Source organism: Isoptericola halotolerans, assembly GCF_045689585.1.
GTDB lineage: Bacteria > Actinomycetota > Actinomycetes > Actinomycetales > Cellulomonadaceae > Isoptericola > Isoptericola halotolerans_B.
Genome location: NZ_CP140108.1, coordinates 2,219,673 through 2,240,747, shown reverse-complemented (window position 1 = coordinate 2,240,747; position 21,075 = coordinate 2,219,673). Strand labels below are relative to the sequence as shown.

At 68.0% G+C, this 21,075-nt stretch carries 15 protein-coding genes; 7 read left to right on the top strand and 8 right to left on the bottom strand.

Going from position 1 to position 21,075, the window contains the following annotated elements:
- Positions 1–96: 96 nt before the first annotated feature.
- The 4 genes from UQW22_RS10470 to UQW22_RS10455 all read left to right on the top strand — a co-directional run bounded on the left by UQW22_RS10470 (position 97) and on the right by UQW22_RS10455 (position 4,867).
- Complete coding sequence (locus UQW22_RS10470) at positions 97–1,278, top strand: carbohydrate ABC transporter permease (protein WP_407316839.1); 1,182 nt, start codon at positions 97–99, stop codon at positions 1,276–1,278.
- Positions 1,275–2,198, top strand: coding sequence for a carbohydrate ABC transporter permease (locus UQW22_RS10465; protein ID WP_407316837.1), 924 nt, complete (start codon positions 1,275–1,277; stop codon positions 2,196–2,198). Before UQW22_RS10470 ends, UQW22_RS10465 begins: the two co-directional genes overlap by 4 nt.
- Before the next feature lie 81 nt (positions 2,199–2,279).
- A complete protein-coding gene (locus UQW22_RS10460; RefSeq protein ID WP_407316835.1) occupies positions 2,280–3,836 on the top strand; it encodes a glycoside hydrolase family 1 protein in 1,557 nt (518 codons plus the stop codon).
- Positions 3,837–3,856: 20 nt separating this feature from the next.
- A complete protein-coding gene (locus tag UQW22_RS10455; RefSeq protein WP_407316833.1) occupies positions 3,857–4,867 on the top strand; it encodes a LacI family DNA-binding transcriptional regulator in 1,011 nt (336 codons plus the stop codon).
- A gap of 25 nt (positions 4,868–4,892) precedes the next feature.
- Here the strand turns inward: UQW22_RS10455 and UQW22_RS10450 are convergent, their stop codons facing one another.
- The 8 genes from UQW22_RS10450 to murI form a co-directional block, all read right to left on the bottom strand.
- Positions 4,893–5,810 (bottom strand): hypothetical protein, encoded by a 918-nt coding sequence (locus UQW22_RS10450; protein ID WP_407316831.1) that lies wholly within the window; start codon positions 5,808–5,810, stop codon positions 4,893–4,895.
- 4 nt (positions 5,811–5,814) lie between these two features.
- Complete coding sequence (locus UQW22_RS10445; RefSeq protein ID WP_407316829.1) at positions 5,815–6,507, bottom strand: hypothetical protein; 693 nt, start codon at positions 6,505–6,507, stop codon at positions 5,815–5,817.
- Positions 6,508–6,590: 83 nt separating this feature from the next.
- Positions 6,591–7,964: a glutamate decarboxylase gene (locus UQW22_RS10440; protein ID WP_407316827.1), complete on the bottom strand. Its 1,374-nt coding sequence runs from the start codon at positions 7,962–7,964 to the stop codon at positions 6,591–6,593.
- 82 nt (positions 7,965–8,046) lie between these two features.
- Positions 8,047–10,002, bottom strand: coding sequence for a YhgE/Pip family protein (locus UQW22_RS10435; protein WP_407316825.1), 1,956 nt, complete (start codon positions 10,000–10,002; stop codon positions 8,047–8,049).
- Positions 9,999–10,691 carry an ATP-binding cassette domain-containing protein gene (locus tag UQW22_RS10430; RefSeq protein ID WP_407316823.1) on the bottom strand — a complete coding sequence of 231 codons (693 nt, stop codon included), beginning with the start codon at positions 10,689–10,691 and terminating at the stop codon, positions 9,999–10,001. Before UQW22_RS10430 ends, UQW22_RS10435 begins: the two co-directional genes overlap by 4 nt.
- A gap of 125 nt (positions 10,692–10,816) precedes the next feature.
- Positions 10,817–12,097, bottom strand: coding sequence for an amidohydrolase family protein (locus UQW22_RS10425; protein WP_407316821.1), 1,281 nt, complete (start codon positions 12,095–12,097; stop codon positions 10,817–10,819).
- A gap of 192 nt (positions 12,098–12,289) precedes the next feature.
- Entirely contained in the window at positions 12,290–13,330 is a 1,041-nt protein-coding gene (locus tag UQW22_RS10420) for a linear amide C-N hydrolase (protein ID WP_407316819.1), read from the bottom strand.
- Positions 13,331–13,366: 36 nt separating this feature from the next.
- The gene (gene murI / locus UQW22_RS10415; protein WP_407316817.1) at positions 13,367–14,194 is read right to left on the bottom strand and encodes a glutamate racemase; all 828 of its coding nucleotides are present in this window, start codon (positions 14,192–14,194) and stop codon (positions 13,367–13,369) included.
- Between the two features lie 424 nt (positions 14,195–14,618).
- On the opposite strand from murI, the gene UQW22_RS10410 reads away from it, so the two are divergent.
- From UQW22_RS10410 to UQW22_RS10400, 3 genes are all read left to right on the top strand, one after another.
- Positions 14,619–15,908 (top strand): threonine/serine exporter ThrE family protein, encoded by a 1,290-nt coding sequence (locus UQW22_RS10410; RefSeq protein WP_407316815.1) that lies wholly within the window; start codon positions 14,619–14,621, stop codon positions 15,906–15,908.
- Positions 15,909–16,279: 371 nt separating this feature from the next.
- Positions 16,280–18,868: a YhgE/Pip family protein gene (locus UQW22_RS10405; protein WP_407316813.1), complete on the top strand. Its 2,589-nt coding sequence runs from the start codon at positions 16,280–16,282 to the stop codon at positions 18,866–18,868.
- Positions 18,865–21,051, top strand: a complete 2,187-nt coding sequence (locus UQW22_RS10400) for a YhgE/Pip family protein (protein ID WP_407316811.1) — start codon at positions 18,865–18,867, stop codon at positions 21,049–21,051. The genes UQW22_RS10405 and UQW22_RS10400 overlap by 4 nt, the downstream gene beginning before the upstream one ends.
- Positions 21,052–21,075 lie beyond the last annotated feature (24 nt).

Here is a 21,075-nt window from a genome sequence, read left to right as displayed (position 1 = left end):
AACTCTGAGACACCGAGTCGGGCCGGTCGCCATCCCGGCGGCCGGCCCGACCCGCGCCCAGCCCCCGCCCCACGGAGAGACGTACAGGAACTGCTCATGGCCCTCTTGTCCCCCACCAAGCCCGCGCACGCGCGCGGCGGACCGGAACGTCCGCCACGACGGCTCGGCTTCTCCCAGCGGCTCGGCCGCCTGGACGTGAAGCTCTCGCCCTACCTGTACATCTCCCCGTTCTTCCTGCTCTTCGCGGTCGTCGGCCTGTTTCCCCTCGTCTACACGGCGATCGTGTCGATGTACGACTGGAACCTGCTCGGCGGCCAGGGGGACTTCGTGGGGATGGCGAACTACGTCGCCGTCCTGCAGCAGCCGCTGTTCTGGAAGTCCGTCGTCAACACCTTCTCGATCTTCCTCTTCTCGTCGGTGCCGCAGGTGATCATGGCGATCACCATCGCCGCGATCCTCGACCAGAACCTGCGCGCGTCCACCTTCTGGCGCATGGGCGTGCTGGTGCCGTTCGTCGTGGCGCCCGTCGCCATCTCGATGATCTTCGGCCGTCTCTACGCCGACCAGTACGGCTTCATCAACGAGCTGCTCGGCCTGGTCGGCGTCGACCCGATCGCGTGGCACGGTGACCGGCTCGCCAGCCACTTCGCCATCTCCACGATGGTCAACTACCGCTGGACCGGCTACAACACCCTGATCTTCCTCGCCGCCATGCAGGCGGTGCCGCGCGAGCTCTACGAGGCCGCCGTCATCGACGGCGCGGGACGCATCCGCCAGTTCTTCTCCGTGACGGTCCCCCAGATCCGCGCCACGGTGATCTTCGTGGTCATCACCTCGACCGTCGGCGGCATGCAGATCTTCGACGAGGTCCGCATGTACGACGCGCAGGGCCTCGGTGGCCCCGACCGCGACTGGATGACCACCGTGGTGTACCTCTACGACGTCGCGTGGGGCAACCAGAAGAGCTTCGGCCGTGCAGCCGCTGTCGCCTGGCTGCTGTTCCTCATCATCGTCATGGTCGGCATGGTCAACTTCATCATGACCCAGCGGATCGCGACCGGCGGGACGAGAGGCCCCAAGGTGAGCCGCCGGCACACCAAGCGCCTGCTCGCTGAGGCGCGCGCCGCAGCCGCCCGGACCGACGGCCCGACACCGTCCGCCGCCCCCGGCGGCACCCCCGGCCCGCAGCCAGGATCACCGCCACCACCACCGTCGATCCCGCCCACGCAGCCGCCCGCCGGCTCGCAGAGCCCGAACCACGGGGAGGACCTCCGATGAGCTCCGTCGCCGTCACCGCCCAGACCGCCGGGACCAGCGCCGCGCGCGCCGCCGCCAAGCGTCGTTCCCGGGGCAAGGCACCTCTCGGCGGTTCCGCCCGCCGGGCCGGCAAGGTCACCTACATCCTGCTCAGCGCCGTCCTGCTGATCTCGATCTTCCCCCTCTACTACACACTCCTGCTGGGTTCGTCCGACCCGACCTCGATCGCGCAGAGCGCGATCCCGCAGTGGCTGCCGGACGCGAGTCTCTTCACGCAGTTCGCCCAGGTCATCACCGACTCGAACATCAACTTCTGGTTGGCGCTGTGGAACTCCACCCTCATCGGGGTGATCTCGTCGGCGTCCGTCGTGCTGTTCTCGACGCTGGCGGGCTACTCGTTCGCCAAGCTGAACTTCCGGGGCCGGGGTCCGCTGCTGGTCTTCGTCATCGCCACGATGGCCGTCCCGGTCCAGCTCGGGATCATCCCGCTGTACATCCTCATGAGCGAGATCGGCTGGTACGGCAAGGTCCAGGCGGTCATCCTGCCCGGGCTCGTCACGGCGTTCGGCGTGTTCTGGATGACCCAGTACCTGTCCGAGGCGCTGCCGTACGAGCTCATCGAGGCCGCCCGGGTGGACGGGGCGTCGATGATCCGCACCTTCTGGTCGATCGCGATGCCCGCCGCGCTCCCGGCCGCCGCGATGCTCGGCCTGTTCCAGTTCGTGCAGCAGTGGACCAACTACTTCTGGCCCTCGATCATCCTCACCAACGAGAACCCGACGCTGCCGCTCGTGGTCCGGTCCCTGCAGGCGAACTACTTCGTCGACTACTCGCTGGTGATGGGTGGCATCTTCCTCGTCACGCTCCCGCTCCTGGTGCTCTTCTTCTTCGTGGGCCGCCAGCTGGTGGCAGGAATCATGGCTGGCGCGGTGAAGGGCTGACACGCACACTCGACCACAGGGCTGTCCGGACGTCTGGAGATGTCCGGACAGCCCTCTCACCGACAGGGAAGTACAGCTGAGATGACTCTGAGCATGCCGGGCACGGGTGCCCGCACCGCCGCACCGGGTACGGCCGTGCCGTTCACCCCGTCGGCCCCGCTGACCCGGGCGACGCCGAACAGCAGCGGCCGTGTCGCGTTCCCCGACGGTTTCCGGTGGGGCACCGCCACCGCCGCCTACCAGGTCGAGGGCGCCGGCGCCGAGGACGGCCGCCAGGACTCCATCTGGGACGTCTTCTGCCGTGTCCCGGGAGCCGTGCACCAGGGCGACGACGGCATGGTCGCCTGCGACCACTACCACCGGTACCGCGAGGACGTGGCTCTCATGAAGAGCCTCCATCTCGACACCTACCGCTTCTCGACGTCGTGGGCCCGCGTCATGCCGGACGGCAGGACGGTCAACCCTCGGGGCGTCGACTTCTACTCCCGGCTCGTCGACGAGCTGCTCGCGGCGGACGTCATGCCGTGGCTCACGCTGTACCACTGGGACCTGCCGCAGGCCCTCGAGGAGCTCGGCGGGTGGCCCGCACGGGACACCGCCTCGCGGTTCGCCGACTACGCGGCCGTGATGGCCGACGCGCTGGGCGACCGGGTGCCCGTGTGGACCACGCTCAACGAGCCGTGGTGCTCGGCGTTCCTCGGCTACACCTCCGGCGCTCACGCGCCCGGCAAGAAGTCGCCGGAGCTCGGCCTCGCGGCGGCGCACCACCTCATGCTCGGCCACGGCCTGGCCATGGAGGCGCTGCGCGACCGGGTCCCGGAGGCGTCCCTCGGCATCACCCTGAACTTCACCGTCTCCGACCCCGTCGACCCGACCAACCCCGCCGACGTCGACGCCGCACGGCGCGACGACGGCATGTTCAACCGGATCTTCCTCGACCCGATCCTGCGGGGCGCCTACCCCCAGGACCTGCTGGTCGACGTCGCGCACCTCGGCCTCGCGGAGCACATCCGCCCCGGCGACCTGGAGATCATCTCTGCCCCGATCGACGTGCTGGGCGTCAACTACTACAACGGTGGCGCCGTCTCGGCCACGCCCGAGCCCCAGGACGGCACCCCCCTGGGCACGGCGGGCCCCGACGGCGCCCGGGAGCGCGACGCCGGCGAACCGGTGTGGGAGACCCGTTCGCCCAACCCCGTGCCGGAGGGAATCTACCCGCACAGCCGGGACCTGCCGACCACGGACATGGGCTGGGAGGTGCAGCCGGAAGGGCTGACACGTCTGCTGCTCCGGATCCAGGAGGACTACTCCGGTCCGCGCGGCACCGCCCTGTTCGTCACGGAGAACGGTGCCGCCTACCCGGACGTCGTCGAGCAGGACGGCACGGTCGACGACCAGGACCGGCTGGCGTTCGTCGACGCTCACCTGCGCGCGCTCAAGGACGCGATCGACGCCGGTGCGGACGTGCGGGGATACTTCGCGTGGTCGCTGATGGACAACTTCGAGTGGGCACTCGGCTACTCCAAGCGCTTCGGCCTGACGCGCGTGGACTACGAGACCCAGGAACGCACGGTCAAGTCCTCGGGTCGCTGGTACGCGGACGTCGCTCGGGACAATGCCGTCCCGGCCCGCGGTTGAGCGAAAGGTAGTCTCCGAACGTGGTCACGAAGCACATCGTCCCGACGCTCGACGACGTCGCACGCGCCGCGGGCGTCTCCCGGTCGACCGCATCCCGCGCGATCAACGGGGGCGACCGGGTCTCCCCCGAGGCGCAGCAGGCGGTCGACGCCGCCATCCTCCGGCTGGGGTACGCCCCGAACCGGGCGGCTCGATCGCTCGTGACCCGCCGCACCGACTCCATCGCGCTGGTCGTGCCCGAGCCGGACGCCCGGATCCTCACCGACCCGTTCCTCGCGGGGGTCGTCCGCGGCGTGAGCGAGGGCCTCGGGGGCACGGACCTGCAGCTCGTGCTCCTGCTCGCGCGGCAGGGCGAACGACCCGGCCACATCGCGCGCTATCTCAACAGCGGGCACGTCGACGGCGTCATCATCGCGTCGCACCACAAGGACGACCGGCTCGAGCCGGAGCTGCGGTCGGGCACCCTGCCGGGCGTCTTCGTGGGGCGTCCGTTCGACAGTGCGGGGCTGCACTACGTGGACGTCGACAACGCCGCCGGGTCGCGTGTCGCGACCCAGCGCCTCGTCGACCGTGGGTGCCGCCGGATCGCGGCGCTCACCGGCCCGCAGGACATGACGGCCGCCCTCGATCGCCACGAGGGGTGGCGCCGGACGTTGAGCCGTGCCGGCCTGCCCAGCGACGCGGTCGCGAACGGGGACTTCACGGTCGAGGGCGGCGCCGCAGCGATGGAACGCATCCTCGCCGAGCACCCTGACGTGGACGGCGTCTTCGCCGCCTCGGACCTCATGGCCTCCGGCGCGCTCCAGGTGCTGCGGGCCCACGGAAAGAACGTGCCCGACGACGTCGCGATCGTCGGGTTCGACGCTCTCGGCGCCGAGCGCACGACGCCGCGGCTCACCACCGTGCTGCAGCCGGTGGTGGAGATGGTGGCCGCGGCGACGTCCACCTTGCTCGACATGCTGGCGGGCGAGGACGTGCATCCCGAGCCACGGATCTTCGTCCCGCGCCTCGTCGAGGGCGACTCCGCCTGAGAGCAGCGGGCCGCTCGCCGGGACGTCACACGCCGGCTCGCGACGGCTCGCCGACCTCGGTGGAGCGGGACAGGGCGATCACTCCCCCGACGGCCACCGTGCCCGAGCCGAGGAACGCGGCCACGGCCCAGGCGGGCGCGCCGGCCGCCTCGTGCAAGACGGCCGCCCCGAGAGCGACCGCGACGGCGGGTTCCACGATCGTGAGCCCGGCCAGCGCGACGTCCGAGCGATTCGAGACGTAGGCGCGTCGCGCGAAGTGGAAGGCCGACGCGACGGCGACGCCGATCCCCATGATGCAGGCCATGGTGAGCGTGTTCGTCACGTTCCACGACAGGTTCATGGCGATCGACGGGCTCTGTACCTGCAGGATCACGGTCTTGCCGAGCACCGCCACGAAGGCGGCGAACGTGCCGCCGAGCACCACCCACACCAGGGGCGGCATGCTGCGCCGACGGTCGATCAGATGAACGACTACCGCGACGCCGAGAGCGCCGACGAAGACGACCAGGACGGCGACGAGATCGACCGCACGGCCGACGGGTTCAGTACCCACCCGCGCGGCCACCGCGACGAACGCCGCCACACCGACGACGCACAGCAGGATCGCGCGGACGGCGCGAGCGGTCGGCGGCCGCTTCGTCACGACCGCGGTCAGCAGCGTGCTGAACACCAGCGCGCTCACCGTGACCGGCTGCACGACGACGAGCGGCGCCACGACCAGGGCACTGACCTGCAGCAGGATCGCGACGACCAGCAGCAGGGCGCCGGCGGCCCACGTCGGGTCACGCACGAGGCTCTTCGACGGGGTGCCACCGACACCGGCGCGTGCCTGTTCCTCCACCGAGTGCACTCCACGCACCCGGAGCAGGTTGCCGACCGTCATGGCGGCCGCGGACGCGAGGGCAAGCGCTATGCCATCCAGCAGCGACAGGTCACGGAGCATGCCGTCATCCCCTCTGCGCGCGGCCGGCCACCGTCTTCTTGCGGTCCCAGTACGGCAGGACGACGAGCGACGCGAGCAGGAACGACAGTGCGCCGACGAACGTGCCGACACTGGCCAACGTGCTGTTGACGACGGCACCGCCGGGGACGATGTACGCGCCGACCGCCGAGATCCCGAAGGCCACGCATCCCACGAAGTTGATGAACACCGACCACCAGGCCCGGGCACCGATGTCCCACAGGGAGGCTGTCCGGGCGTAGGCGACGAAGGCCATCACACCGCTCACGAGGAACGCGACCGACCCCCCTGCGTCAGGGTTCCAGACCCACTCCTCCTGGCCCTCGACGGTCCGGGCGTACAGCGCCGACGTGGTGCTGATGTTGAACATGATCGTGCCGAACGACTGCGTCGCGGCCGTGAGCCACGCGGCACGGACCATCCTGCCCGGCGGGTACGCCACCGGTGCGCTGACCGGACTGCTCAGGAACAGCTGGATCAGTCCGGCCGTCGTGAAGAACCATGCTCCGGTGAAGAACAACAGGTTGTTGACGTGCGACCCCATCGCGTCGCTGAGGCCCGGAGCGGACCCGAGAGCGAAGAAGGAGGACCCGATCATGAACAGCCAGCACTGCTTCGTCACGGTGGGCACGAAGAAGTCTCGGCGTCCAGGGGCGGTGCTCGCAGCCGTCGCGCTCATACCTGCTCTCTCGTTCGATGTCGGCTCAGGGGAACGGTGGCCACGGAGAGGCCCGGTCGGGCCTCCCCGTCACCAGAGTCGTCTCAGTGGTGGAAAGGCTGCCGCCCGCCCATGTCGGGCAGCGGAGTCTTGAGGGCATCGAGGAACCCGACCTCGGCCCGGATGGCGTCGAGCAGGTCGTCCGCCAGGTCGTGGCTGAGCCCGACCTTGACGACGATCCGCTGCAGCGTCATGTCAGACATGTCGTCGGCCATCGGGTAGGCCGGCACCAGCCATCCCCGCATCCGCAACCGGTCCGCCAGGTCGTAGAGGGTCCAGTTCTCGGTGTGACCGTCCTTGAGCACCCAGGCGAAGACAGGAATGGTGTCGCCCGTACTGACGAGATCGAACGGCCCCATCTTCCCGATCTCCGACGACAGGTGCAGCGCGACGTCGATCGAGTTCTGCTGGATCGCTCGATACCCCTCACGGCCGAGGCGCAGGAACTGGTAGTACTGCAGCAGCACCTGGGCACCGGGCCGCGAGAAGTTCAGCGCCAGCGTGGGCATGTCGCCGCCGAGGTAGCTCACGTGGAAGATCAGGCTCTCCGGCATCACGGCCTTGTTGCGCCACACCACCCACCCCACACCCGGGTAGACGAGGCCGTACTTGTGACCGGAGGTGCTGATCGAGTTGACGCGGTCGACCGCGAAGTCCCACGCGAGGTCGGGCTGGCAGAACGGCGCGACCATCGCGCCCGAAGCGCCGTCGACGTGGATCTTGACGTCCAGTCCCGTGCTCGCCTGGATCTCGTCGAGCTTCTTCGCGATGGCGTCGACCGGCTCGTAGAGGCCGGTGAACGTCTGGCCGAGGATCGCCACGACGCCGATCGTGTTCTCGTCGACGTACTTCTCCAGCTCGTGGCCGTCCAGCACGAGGTGGTCGGGGCTCACCGGGACGTAGCGTGGCTCGACGTCCCAGTACTCGCAGAACTTCTCCCACACGACCTGGACCGCGGACGACATGATGAGGTTCGGCTTGTCCGTCGACTTCCCTGCGGCCTTGCGCTGGTCCTGCCATCGCCGCTTGAGCGCGAGGCCGCCGAGCATGCACGCCTCCGAGGAGCCGATCGTCGACGTCCCGATCGTGTCGTCCGGGTCCGGCACGTGCCAGAGGTCGGCAAGAATCCGCCAGCAGCGGTCCTCGATCTCCGCCGTCGCGGGGTACTCGTCCTTGTCGATCATGTTCTTGTCGGCAGCCTCGGCATAGAGGCGCTGCGCCTCGTCGTCCATCCAGGTCGAGACGAACGTGGCGAGGTTGAGCCGCGAGTTCCCGTCGAGAATGGCCTCGTCATGCACGATCTGGTACGCGGTCTTCGGGAGCATCGGTCGGTCAGGCAGCTGGTACTTCGAGGATCCGTCCGACTCGCCCGGGCGGGCGAAGACCGGGTTCAGCTCGCCTCGCGGGTCGTCCATCATGGCAGCGTCGTCAATCACTGGTCCTCCAGGGGTTGGAATTCAAGGAATACGGGATAGCGGGCCGATGGCATCCACCCACCACCTAGACCTCGACCGGCGGATAGAGCCGGTCCATGTTGTACTGCCGATTTCGGCGGGCAGCCAACGTCGATATCGCGATGAAGACCACAGTCAGCGCGACAAGCGTCCCTATCGCCACCAGAAGGCGGTAGTCGGAACCACCCAGGATCATGAAGCGCAGCCCCGTGACGGTGGCCGTCATCGGGTCGATCCAATGGATGTACTGGAAAGGAAGCGTCGTGACAGGGACGGGATAGACCCCTCCCGCAGAGGTCAGCTGCACCATCAGGAAGGCCAAGGTGACCACCCGACCCACAGCCGGACCGAAGAGGGCGTTGAACATCTGGATCATCGCCAAGAACATCGCCACCATGAGCAGCATGAACCCGTACGTTCCCCAGGGATTGGCATACTCCATGCCGAGTGCGAACCGGACCACCAGGAACAGGATGGTCGCCTGGACGAACCCGACCAACAATGCCGGCGCGTAGGACGCCGTCACGACCCGGAACGAACCGAGGCCCTGGGCGAGCGGCCGCGCCTGCAGCGGCGTGAACACCATCCACGCCAGGATTCCCCCGACGAACAGCGCCAGACCGAAGAAGAACGGCGCGAAGCCGTACGCGAAGGTCTTCGCCTCGTTGTGCGTGATCTCCTTCAGGACGACCGGGTCTGCGAGCACCTTGACGAAGTTCTGCTGCTCCGACCCGCTCCAGTGCGGGATGAGCTTCATCCCCGCCTCGACCCCGTCGACCAGCTCCGTCGTCCCCTCCGCCAGCTTCGGGGTGTTGTCGGCGATCTGGCTCCCGCCGTCCCGGAGCCTCACGAGCCCGGACTCGAGCTGATCCGCACCGCTGCGCAGCTCGTCCGCCTTCGTCGTGACCTGGTTCAGCGTGCTCTGGAAAGCGCCTGACTCGATCGCGCGGAGGGTGACGTTCACCCCGCTGTTCGGGTTGTCGAAGTCGTCGGCGAGCCGGGACACGTTGTCGTGGATCGCGTCGAACGCCGCCGTCACGTCCTGGTCGATGCGGCTGTTCTCGATCGACTGCTGCACCGACGCGAGGCGCTCCGCGATGGCCTGCTGATCGGGATCGTCGCTGGATCTCAGGTCGTCGATGATCCCCTGCAGCTCGTCGTGCGCCGCGTCGTTCGCACTCGCGACGCTGTTCAGGGAGTCGTTGAGCGTGTCAGTGTCCGACTCGATCGACTGGACGATCTGACGTAGGTCGTCGCTGGACAACCCGTCGTTCGCGACAGCGCTCTCGACCTCGGCGATCACACCGTCGAGACCGTCGACGATCTCGTCGATGGCGCTCGCCATCTTGGCCGAGCCCTCCTCCGCCGTGACGAGACCCGCCGCGAGCTTCTGGGCGCCGGCGTCGAGCTCGCCCATGCCGGTGTTCAGCTCCTCGATCTTGCCCGCGGCGGCTCGGACCTTCGGCAGCTCGCCCTCGACGCCGCTGAGCGCGGCCTCGAAGACCTGCTCGCTCACCTGAGCGGTGACCTGGTTGATCACCTCTTCGGCGGCGTCCTGGCCGATGACGGTGTCCAGATAGTTGTTGGCGTCGTTGTAGGTGAAGATCAGATCGGCCTGCCGGGGGTCTCCGGTCGCAGCAGAGACGATCGATTCGCTGAAGTCGGCGGGTACCGTGATGGTGAAGGCGAAGTGGCCATGCTCGAGCCCCGACGCTCCTTCCTCCTCGCTGACCTCCCGGATGTCGAGCTGCTTGGAGTCGACGATGCCGGACACGACCTTCGGGCCGGCGTCGATCGTGTCGCCCTTGAGCTCGGCCCCCTCGTCGAGGTTGACGATCGCCGTCGGGATCTTGTCGACGTTGCCGAACGGGTTCCAGAACGCCCAGAGGTACAGCGCGCCGTAGAGGAGCGGCATCAGGAGGATCGCGATCACCGCGAGCCGGGGCATCCTGCCTCGGTAGTACCGCTTGAAGTCGCTGTCGGGCGAGAACGCCGCGATCATCCGTCGGCCACCTCGCTCTCGAGAATCGCGAACTCTCGATCGGTGAGGTTCGGCACCTCGACGGCCTCACGGATGCCCGTCGCCGGGTCCGCGCCGTTGACGTCGGCGGTGACGACGGTCTGCTCCTCCCCGAGTGCCACGAGCCGTCCGAGCAGCTTGGCGGCGCCTGCGGTGCTCGCCAGGTTGTCGACACCGCCGACCACCAGCAGCGGCGGCTTGCGGGTGTTCGCGACAGCGATGCGGAAGAGTGCGGCGGTCAGCTCCGGCAGCTCCTCGACCATCGCCTCCATGGTCGGCAGCGAGTAGTCGCCGAAGACGGGGCGGCAGATGCGCTCGAGATCGTCCGGCGTGGCAGGAGGGACCCACTTGTACCACGGCGCAGCCCAGCGCAGCTGCTCCGTCACGACGTCACTGACACGGATGGTCTGCTCGATCCCGTCCACCTCGTCGATGTTGGCGATCGTCGCTCGGCGGAAGAGATCGTGCGCATCGTTCGTCCGTCCGAACGCCGTGAGGCTTCCCACGCTGGGCTTCATGCGTCCGGCGAGGGTGAGGAGCAGCGACGTGCGACCACGACCGCCCGCGCCGACGAGCACCGTCACGCCGCCGGCTCGCACCGCGAGGCTGACCGGTCCGTAGATGTGCCCCCAGGAGGCATCCACGCTGATCTCGTCCGCTGCGAGGAGCACCTCCCCCTCCTCGGCCGGCTCGGCTGCTCCGCGACTCCTGCGATCAGGTCGACGATCGAGTCCGTGCGATGCCACTCTCCCTCCCCTCCAAGGTTCTGCCGCGCCGCTGACGACCACGTGCCGATCTACAGCGAGTTCTTGACGACCCTGCCGTCCTTGACGATCACGACGAAGTTGGCGTCCGGATCACCGATCAAGGAGAGGTCGTCGAGAGGATCGCCATCGACGAGGATCATGTCGGCCCACGCGCCTTCCGCGATCACGCCGAGCCTTCCGGCCCGATAGGTGTTGCGCTCTCGCGCGAGCTCGAAGAGGGATGCGTTGCCCGAGGTGAGCATCTTGAGGGCGTCGACGTTGCTGTAGAACTCCCCGAGGCGCGCGGCCATCGCGCTCTGACGGGGAGCGGAGCGTGGCTCCAGCAGAAGATCGGTTCCCCACGCCGTCTTGACGCCGTACTCCCGGGCCCAGGTGTAGACCTGCGCCGTGCCGTGGCAGATCTCGGTGTTCTTCGCCGCGCGGACCGGGTCCGGGTAGTGGTGGTCGTCCTCGGCGAAGGGCTGGGTCGACAGCCATGCGCCGGCCGCGCCGATGGCACGGATCGTCTGCTCGTCGGCCAGATGCCCGTGCTCGATCGACGAGACTCCCGCTTCGAGCGCGCGTGCGATGCCCGCCGGCGTGTAGACGTGTGTCGCCACGTAGGTGCCGTAGTCGCTCGCGGCCTGCACGGCGGCACGAATCTCGTCGGGGGTGTACTGCAGGGTGCTGAGCGGGTCATACATCGATGCCGCGCCGCCGCCGAGGGTGAGCTTGATCTGGCTCGCGCCCTGGCGGAGCTGCTCGCGCACCGCTGCGAGTACGCGTGGGACGCCGTCGGCGACACGTGTGAAGTGAATGTCCTCGGTACGGCTCGGCTTGCCGCCGAACTCCTCGGGGACGTCGTACACGAAGGAGAAGTCGGCGTGGCCCGAGGTCTGAGAGATCATCGCCTGGCTCGGGAAGATACGAGGCCCTTCGAAGACTCCGCGGTCGATGAGCGACTTGATCGGCGCCGTGTCGCCACCCATGTCGCGCACGGTGGTGAAACCGCGCAGAAGCATGCGTCGGGCCTCGGCGATCGTGTTGCCGTAGAGCGCCCCCGTCGGGCCCTGCAGAAACTCCATCATATTGTTCGCATTGCCCATCAGGTGCACATGGGCGTCGCTCAGACCGGGCATGAGAAATTTGCCTTGGCCATCAATCTCGACCACACCGTCCGCGAGATCGGCGATCGGCGACGAGGATACTGCGACGATACGCGGTCCCTCCATGAGGACGTCCGCATTGGCCTGCGTGCGATCACTCACGCCATCAAACACTCGGACATTGCGGATGAGCAGCTTCTGCGGTGCCTCTGAACCCGTCGTCATGGCCGCGACTCTATCCAACCGTGAAGCGTTCGTCGCGCCGAAACGACGGCAGATCGCGATAGACCGATATCGCTGGACGCCAGACAGGATAGATTTGACCACTTGGACGCAAAATATCCAGATTTACCTCGTGGCGGCGGGCCCCTGACCGTGGCGGCGGGCCCCTGACCGCCCGGGGCGACCGGCCACTCGCTACCTCGCGCCCGCTGCTTCCGCTTGCGCCTTCCGCGCCTTGAACTGCTCGATGAGGGCGAGGCTGAGAAACCTCAGGGGCCCCTGGTCCGTGAACTGGTCGCTGACGTTGCCGGCGATGCCGCCCTGGACGGCGAGCTCGCTGCCGAGCTCGATCTTCAGCTCACCCGATCCCTCGGTGAAGTCGAGGTCGGCGAGGTCCACCCACACGATGTTCGGGCGCGTGGTGGACTCGAACACGAACCGCTTGCGGGTCAGGTCGGCGACCGTCTGCCACAGGGTCTGCGAGGCGTCAGGCTTTCCGGGGTCCGGCTCACGGAACGGCTGAGCAGCGTTGCGGATCACGCTGAACATCGCGGCGATCGCCTCGACCTGATCCTGCGGCTGCGTGAGCCGGCCCAGGTAGTACGCCGCCCGGGTGAACCGGTCGGAGGCGAGCGTGGAACCCGGCAGCGGGCGGTCACCTCCGAACCCCTGGAAAGACTGGAGCAGCTCGAGCTGCTGGTCGTAGGTCGGCGAGTTCGTCATCACGGTGAAGTCGCGACCGTGGTGGATCTGGGCCTTGCCGTCGATGTACTCGATGATCGCCGAGTCACCCGTCGCGTCGTCCAGTGCGAGGTGGATCGAGGGCACCTCGGCGGTGCTCGGGTCGGACATCTGCACGACCTGGACGTCGTTGGCCCGCACCCACTCGACCGCCTCGGCGACCGTGGCACAGTTGTCGAAGAAGTACTGGAGCCAGATCGCCTGGCTGAGCGCCGTGCGCGACCCGTCATAGGTGCCGTACGACGACTCGGCCAGCCAGAGGATGTGCCCCGACAGCCCGGCCTCGTTGAGACCGTCGACACTGATCATGTCGAAGGCGGTGGTGACCACGCTTCCGTACTTGGCGGTCCACGAGAGCTTCCCCTCGATCCCGTCGTCACGCTGGGCGCCTCGCGGGAGCTTCCAGAGGTTGGTGCCGAGGTCTCGGTGGTAGTCCATGTTGCGGCCGACGACGACCGCACCGTTCGCGTCGGGCCAGAGCACGCGTGTGCACATCTCAGTCTCCGTTCGGTTCGAGGGCAGGCCGGCGAGTCACGCGGACGCGAAGTCGACCTGGTGGAACGTGTACGGGCGCCCGGTGCCCAGCTCGGCGAGCACCGTCCGGTAGATCTGCTCGGTGCCGCTGGAGTAGATCGACAGGCCGCCGACGACGTCGTGCGCGCCGTGCTGCAGGAGCCCGCGTTCGGACAGGTGGAGGCGGACGTCGCGCGCTTGGTCCTTGGCGGGGTTGATGAACGCGACGTGCGGGGCGTGTCTGCGGAAGACGTTCTCGACGATCGGGTAGTGGGTGCAGCCGAGGATGATGTCGCGCACGGCGTGCGCCTGGACCAGGGCGGCGACGTGCGCGCCGACTTCCTGGTCGATCTCCGGGCTGCTCAGATCGCCCCGCTCGATCAGCTCCGCCAGGCGCCTGCTGGGTTCGCCGTACACCTCGATGCCGGGGTCCAGCCGATGGATGATCTCGTCGTAGCAGCCACTGGCGATCGTGAACGCCGTGGCGATGACTCCGGCCGAGGTGTAGCGCATGCGAGCGACGTCCGCGGCGGCCGCACGGATGATCGACAGGACAGGGAATCCGTAGGCGGCCTCGTACCCCGCGTACGCGGGCACGTCGAAGGTCGACGAGATCGTGTTGCACGCGACCGCGACCGTCTTCACGTCATGGTCGACGAGGAAGGCCAGCATGTTCTTCGTCAGATCGACGATCTCCCCACCGGTCCGGTTGCCGTAGGGAGCGTTGCCATTATCTCCGCAGTAGACGATGTCTTCGCCGGGGAGCAGGTCAGAGAGCTGCTTGACAGTTGTCAGGCCTCCGACGCCTGAGTCGATGACCCCTATGGGCGCACTCTTGCCTGCCACGTCGCCCCCCCCCCCCCCCCCCCTCCGACTGGTTTCCTCGCGAAGACTTGACCGTGGTCAACTCTCGCACGGCTTCGGGATGTTTTCATCAGGAACGACAGCAGCGACGGCATGGAGGTGTACTGAACTGCTCCTTCGCAGGGTCGCGCAGCTCTTGAGGACATGGGGGACACGCGTACGGATCGCCCACCAGGGATGCCTGAACAGGTCCTGCGAGAGCGACCCGCACAGCCATGCCATTTCGAGCACTTGACAGGGCACGAGCACCGGATAGGCTGCGGGCAATCTTCGCGTTGACGACAATAGGTGCCGACGCATTTCAAGCAGGAAGATCCTTACGCGGCCATCTGATCAACATCGATTTCGCCGGAGACCACGCACCATGGTGAGCCGAACGCAGCGAGCAGGCAGAATGTCCGTATTCATGGAGCGCGCACGGAACGCGCTGGCCGCCCTGCGCCCCCAGCATGCTCCCGACCCGTCCCTGGAGGGTGCGGTCGGCGTGCCCGACGTGCTCGGCGAGATCGGCGCGGCCCTCTTGACCTCCTCACAGGCGACGAGCGACGTCGAGCAGACGCTTCGACGGCTCGCGACGAGATACGGGCGCGAAGACCTCCGCGTGTTCGTCCTCCCGACGCTCATCCTGATCGAGGATCACAGCACCTCGCCCGCGCAGACGGCGTTCTTCCCCGCGTACCAGGACACCCTGCGCCTGGACCAGGCCGGTGCGGTGGACCAGGTCGTGCGACGCGCCGTCGACAGCCGCATGGACCCCGGGCTCGTCGTCGCCTCGATCGCGGAGATCCGCAGGACGCCGGCGCGCTTCGGCCCGGCGTTGACCGTTCTCGGGCACGCGTTGCTGACCGTGGGGTTCGGGATGGTCCTCAACCCGACGGTCACGGCGCTGCCGGTCTACATCATCGTGGGCGCGATCGTCGGGCTGATCGGACTCGTCGGGAACCGGGTCGCGACCCTGTCCCTGATCCTCCCCGTGGTGACCGCCTTCACCGTCACGCTGCTGATCTCCGTGGTCGTCAGGCCCCTCGTGCACGACGACGTGCTGCGCCTCGCGGCTCCCGCTCTGGTCTCGTTCCTGCCCGGCCTCACCCTGACCATCGCAGCGGTCGAGCTGACCGCCGGCCAGGTGATGGCCGGAGCCAGTCGGCTGATCTACGGGGTCGCCCGGCTGGGCCTGCTCGCGTTCGGCGTCTACGCCGGGATCACCGTCGCGGGAGAGCCGCCCTCGGTCACGTCTCATCCTGTCCAGCTGGGCTCGTGGGCACCCTGGGTCGGCATCCTTCTCGTGAGCATCGGGTACTACTTCTACTCCGCCGCACCTCGCCGCTCGCTGGTCTGGATCCTCTTCGCTCTCCTCGTGGCGTACTCCGCCCAGCTGCTGGGCAACACGATGGTCGGGGCGGAGCTGTCGGGCCTGGTCGGCGCAGTCATCGTCATCCCTGTCGTCCGGCTCGCCGGACGGATCAAGGCAGCACCGTCGACGGTGATCATGCTGACCTGTGCCTACTGGATCCTCGTTCCCGGCTCCATGGGATTCATCGGGCTCAGCGAGGCCGCGGCAGGCACGGCCGGAGCCGGCAGCGTCCTCCTGCGAACGTTCGGATCCCTCCTCGCGATCGCGATCGGGATGGTGGTCGGCGCGGGCCTGAGCCATGACGTCGTCGTCGTGAGGAGCAGCTGGCGTTCGAAGACGTGATCCGTTCCGCAGGACGGCTGCTGACTCCCTGAATCGCGGTTCTTCCAGACGTGGAGCAAGCACGTCGCCGATGATCAGGAGCGCCACCCACTGATCGACTTCGAGGACCTCGACGTCGTCCCACACTCTGGGGGCCTGGCCCGCGCGATCGAGGCCGACGACGCCCACGAAGAAGTGCTCGCGGGCGACGGACAACGCGCACGGGGAACAGATAAAAGGCACCGGCCGCGGCGAGCTCGCGTCTTCGAGTAGCGCCCGCGCGGATGAGGGGGGAGGGTGATGCCGCGGGTGATCCTTCATCCGACCGCGCGGGGTTGAGGTCCGCGGGCGAGGGCAGGCGAAATGTACATCGTGGGAGACAAGGAGTGACGGTGCGCAATTCCCTGGCAGTGCTCCGCCGAGACTCTCGACGCATCATGCAGGTACCCAAGGTGTGGGCGATCGTGATCGGAATGGTCGTCCTGCCATCGATGTACGCCTGGTTGAACATCGTCGCGTTCTGGGACCCTTACGGAGACACTGAAGCGGTCCAGGTCGCGGTCGTCAACCTCGACGAGGGCGCCTCGTCCGAGATGACGGGTGAGCTGGACGTCGGGGACCAGATCGTCGAGAAGCTCAAGCAGAACGACCAGCTCGGCTGGCGGTTCCTCGGCATGGACGAGGCGATGGACGCGGTCGAGTCGGGAAAGGTGTACGCGGCCTTCGTCGTCCCGAAGGATTTCAGCAGCGATCTCCTGAGCATCACGACGGGGACCTTCGTCCCCCCCGAGATCGACTTCTACACGAACGAGAAGGCGAACGCGATCGCGCCGAAGATCACCAGCGCCGGCGCGTCTGCGCTCGATGTGCAGATCAACAGCACGTTCGTCTCGACCGTCGCGAAGGCGGTCGCGACGGGCCTCGAGAATGCGGGCGGCGAGGCGGAGACCCAGCTGCTCGACGCGAAGGACCAGACACTCACCGCGCTCGACGACGCCGTGGGCAAGGTGGAGGCGGCCCGCACCGGGCTGGACGAGCTGGACACGGCGATCACGGACGCGAGCTCGGGGATCGGGGCGGCCGAGGACGCACTCACCGAGGTCAGCGGCACGATCGGCGACACCCGGTCGTCGATCTCCCAGATGCAGACGCTCGTGGCGGACGCGGAGAGCGACCTCGTCGCGTTCACCGACCCTGTCACGACCGCGTACGTGTCTGGTGCCACGCTCCTGTCGGACGTGAGCCTGCAGGTGAACGGGGCCATCACCACGCTCGCCGCGGGGGCGCAGCGAGCGAACATCGAGATCGGCAGCGCGATCGCGGACGCGACCGCGATCGCCGACGCCAGCGGCACCGCGCTCGTCGAGCTCCAGGATGCGCTCGGACGCGTGGACCCGTCGGCGCCCGGGTATCAGCAGCTGAGCGACGCCGTCGACCAGCTGCAGGAACGCCACGCCACGGACCAGCAGTTCCTGCGCGACCTGGGCACGCTCAACACCGACGTGACGGAGGCCACCGAGACCGTCCAAGGGGCCGTCACGGCGCTCGACGCGGCGGTCCAGGACTCGGCGACCTCGGCGACCTCGATCCGCACGGTGCTGGTCAACACCATGCCGGACCTCCACGGGGCGATGACGGATCTGTCGTCGAGCGCCGGCGCGTTCTCCTCCGCGCTCGACACCCAGCGTGAGCTCGTGCCGCAGGCGGTGGACCTGCTCACGACGCTCGAGAGCCAGATGGCGGAGGCGGGTACCGCGATCCAGCAGCTGAACGGGGATCTCGCGGGCGTGGAGACCGATCTGACGAATCTGCGCGCGGACGTCATGGCGCTGAGCAGCGCGGAGATCTGGCGCAGCCTGAGCGACCTGACCGAGCTGAACCCGGAGGAGATCGCCACGTTCATGGCCGCACCGGTCGAGGTGAAGCAGCACACGATCTACCCCGTGGCCACCTACGGCTCCTCGATGGCCCCGCTGTTCACGAACCTCGGCCTGTGGGTCGGAGGTTTCATGCTCGTCGTCCTGCTCAAGCAGGAGGTCGACACCGAGAAGGTCCCGGACCTGACCATCCGCCAGGCGTACATGGGGCGCTGGATGCTGCTCGCCGTGCTCAACCTGCTGCAGTCGCTCCTGATGAGCGTCGGCAACCTCGCCATCGGCGTGCAGAGCGTCAACGCAGCAGCCTTCGTCCTGACCTGCGTGTTCGTGGGGCAGGTGTATGTCGCCATCATCTATGCCCTGTCGGTGTCCCTGGGGTATGTCGGCAAGGGCCTGGCCGTCCTGCTGGTGATGGTGCAGATCCCGGGCGCCTCAGGTATCTACCCGATCCAGATGATGCCGGACTTCTTCCGCGCACTCTTCCCGCTGTTCCCGTTCGCCTACGGTATCGATGCGATGCGCGAGACGATCGGTGGCTTCTACGACGGCTACTACTGGCGGTACCTCGCGGTCCTGGCGCTGTTCGCCGCGCTGGCGTTCCTCCTCGGGATCCTCCTGCGGCAGCGGCTCGGCAACTTCGCGCGGCTGTTCAACGTCAAGCTTGCCGAGACCGGGCTCTTCGTGAGCGAGGACGTGCAGATCCTCGGATCGCGGCGCCGCCTGAGCCAGCTCGTCCTGGCGCTCACCGACAGAGCGGAGTTCGAGGCGACGAGGAGACGCAGAGCGGCGTGGCTCGCCAAGCACCACCTGTCGACGATCCGCACGGCCGTCCTCATCGGGCTCGGACTGACGGCGATCCTCCTGGTCTACGGCGTGGTGAACCCTGACGCCAAGGCGACAGTGCTCGGGCTCTGGGGTGTGGTGTGCCTGCTCGTGATCGGGACGATCGTGGCGCTCGAGTACGTCAGACAGAGCATCGGATTTGCCCGAAGAGTCTCGGCCATGCCGGACGACGAGCTCCAGGAGGCCCTGGTACGCGAGGAGCGGGCCACGCACTCAAGCACGCCGCTCGCAGAGCTGGCGGGGCGGGAGGTGACGCGATGAGCAACATCGTCCGGCTCTTCCGTCACGACGTGCGGCAGGTGTCGCGCAGCACGATCGCGCTCATCGTGCTGTTCGGCGTGGTGGTCATCCCGTCGTTCTTCGGTTGGTTCAACGTGCTCTCCAGCTGGAACCCGTTCGGCAACGTCAAGAACCTCAGGGTCGCCGTCGCCAACGCGGACGAGGGGTACCAGGGCGACCTGCTGCCGATCCGGATCAACGTCGGGGAGCAGGTGCTGTCCGCGTTGCGCGCGAACAGCGACATGGACTGGGTGATCACCAGCGAGGAGGAGGCGATCCGCGGTACCCAGTCGGAGGAGTACTACGCCGCGCTCGTGCTGCCCGCCGACTTCAGCCATCAGATGATGACCTTCCTCGTGCCGGGCGCGACGTCGGCCGAGCTGGACTACTACATCAATCAGAAGACGAACGCGCTCTCGCCGGTGATCGCGGGCGAGGCGGCGACGGACGTCTCCGTCGAGATCAACCAGACCTTCACGAAGACGTTGAACGAGATCGGCGCGACCCTGGTGTCCGCGCTCGCGGACAACCTCGATGATCCCGAGACGCAATCGGCGTTGTCGCAGGTGCAGTCCAACGCCACAGCGTTCGCCTCCCAGCTTCGCGCGGGCGCGGGCACCGCGCGTACGTTCGGCGTGCTCCTGGAGTCGAGCTCGTCGGTCCTGGAGAGCTCCTCCCAGCTGGTCGCGGCATCTGAAGAGGCGCTGCACGGGACGTCGGGGGCGATCGGCGAGGGGGATGATTCTGCGCGGGAGCTCCGCACCGGGCTGGACGGGGCCGCCGGGTCCCTGCGGGCGGCGTTCTCGTCGAGCGCGGACAGCTACCGGGTTCTGGCGGACCGGGTCGACGCGCTCTATGCGTCGATGGACGGCCAGGGCGAGGCCGCGGCGGCGGCCCTGACCGCGATCGCGGGCCGGGTCGACGCGCAGATCGCCGCGTACCAAGGACTGGACGACACGCTCAGGGCCCAGGCCGAGGCGACGCCCGACCCGATGCTCCAGGCGGCGCTGGAACTGGTGGCGTCCCGCGTCGAGGGCGCCTCGACACGGCAGGAGGCACTGCGCGACCGGATCGTGGACGCCGCCGACGGGCTGACCCAGGGTGAGGCGGACGGCCAGGCGACGCGCGACGAGGTCATGGCCCTCATCGACGAGGCGCAGGGCGCCGTCGAGGACCTGCGGCGCGAGTACTCCGAGGACCTGGCGCCCCGGCTGGAGGAGCTGTCGAGCACGCTCTCCGGGATCACCGGGGGCCTCGCCGTGATCGGCGACGACCTCGCGGACGTGGGCTCTGCGCTGTCTTCGGGCGAGGCGCCGCTCGTCGAGACGCTCGCCGTGGCTCAGGACACCATGTCCACCATCGAGAGCGACCTCGAGACGGCCGCACAGGGCTTCGACGACGTCGCCGCCACGCTGGGCGGCGCCGCGGAGTCGGGTGATCTCGGCGCCATCGAGAACATGATCGGGTCCAACGCCGCGACGTTCGCCAGCGAGGTGACCACGCCCGTCGGCATCAAGACGATCCCGGTGTTCGAGGTCGACACCTTCGGCGCCCAGATGGCGCCCTTCTACACGGTACTGGGCCTGTGGGTGGGCGCGCTCCTGCTCTCCGTGGTCATCCGCGTGGACGTGGAACGGGCCACGCTCCCGTTCGGCGGTTCGCTCACCCTCACCCAGGAGTACCTGGGCCGGTACGGCATCTTCGCTGCCCTCGCCTTCCTCCAGAGCTCGCTGCTGTACGTCGGTCTCATCGGATTCGTCGGGGTGCGGCCCGTCTATCCGGGGCTGCTGATCCTGGCCGGATGGGTCATGTCGCTGGTGTTCTCGCTGATGACCTACACGCTGGTGGTCTCCTTCGGGGAGGCGGGGAAAGCCGTGGGGGTGCTTCTCCTGGTGGTGCAGATCTCTGCCGGCGGGGGTGCCTACCCGCTCGCCGTCCTGCCGCAGTGGTTCCAGAGCCTCAGCCCGTTCGTCCCGGTCTCGCACGCGACGAACGCCATCAGATCGGCGATCGCAGGCATCTACGAGGGGGACTACTGGATCTCGCTGGGCGTGCTCGCGCTCTTCATCGTCCCCACGCTGCTTCTCGGGCTCCTGTTCCGGATCCCCCTGATCGGCTTCAACGAGGACCTGAGCGAGTCGCTCGCGTCCACCAGACTGATGTAGCGCGGCAGGACCCGCCCGGACACG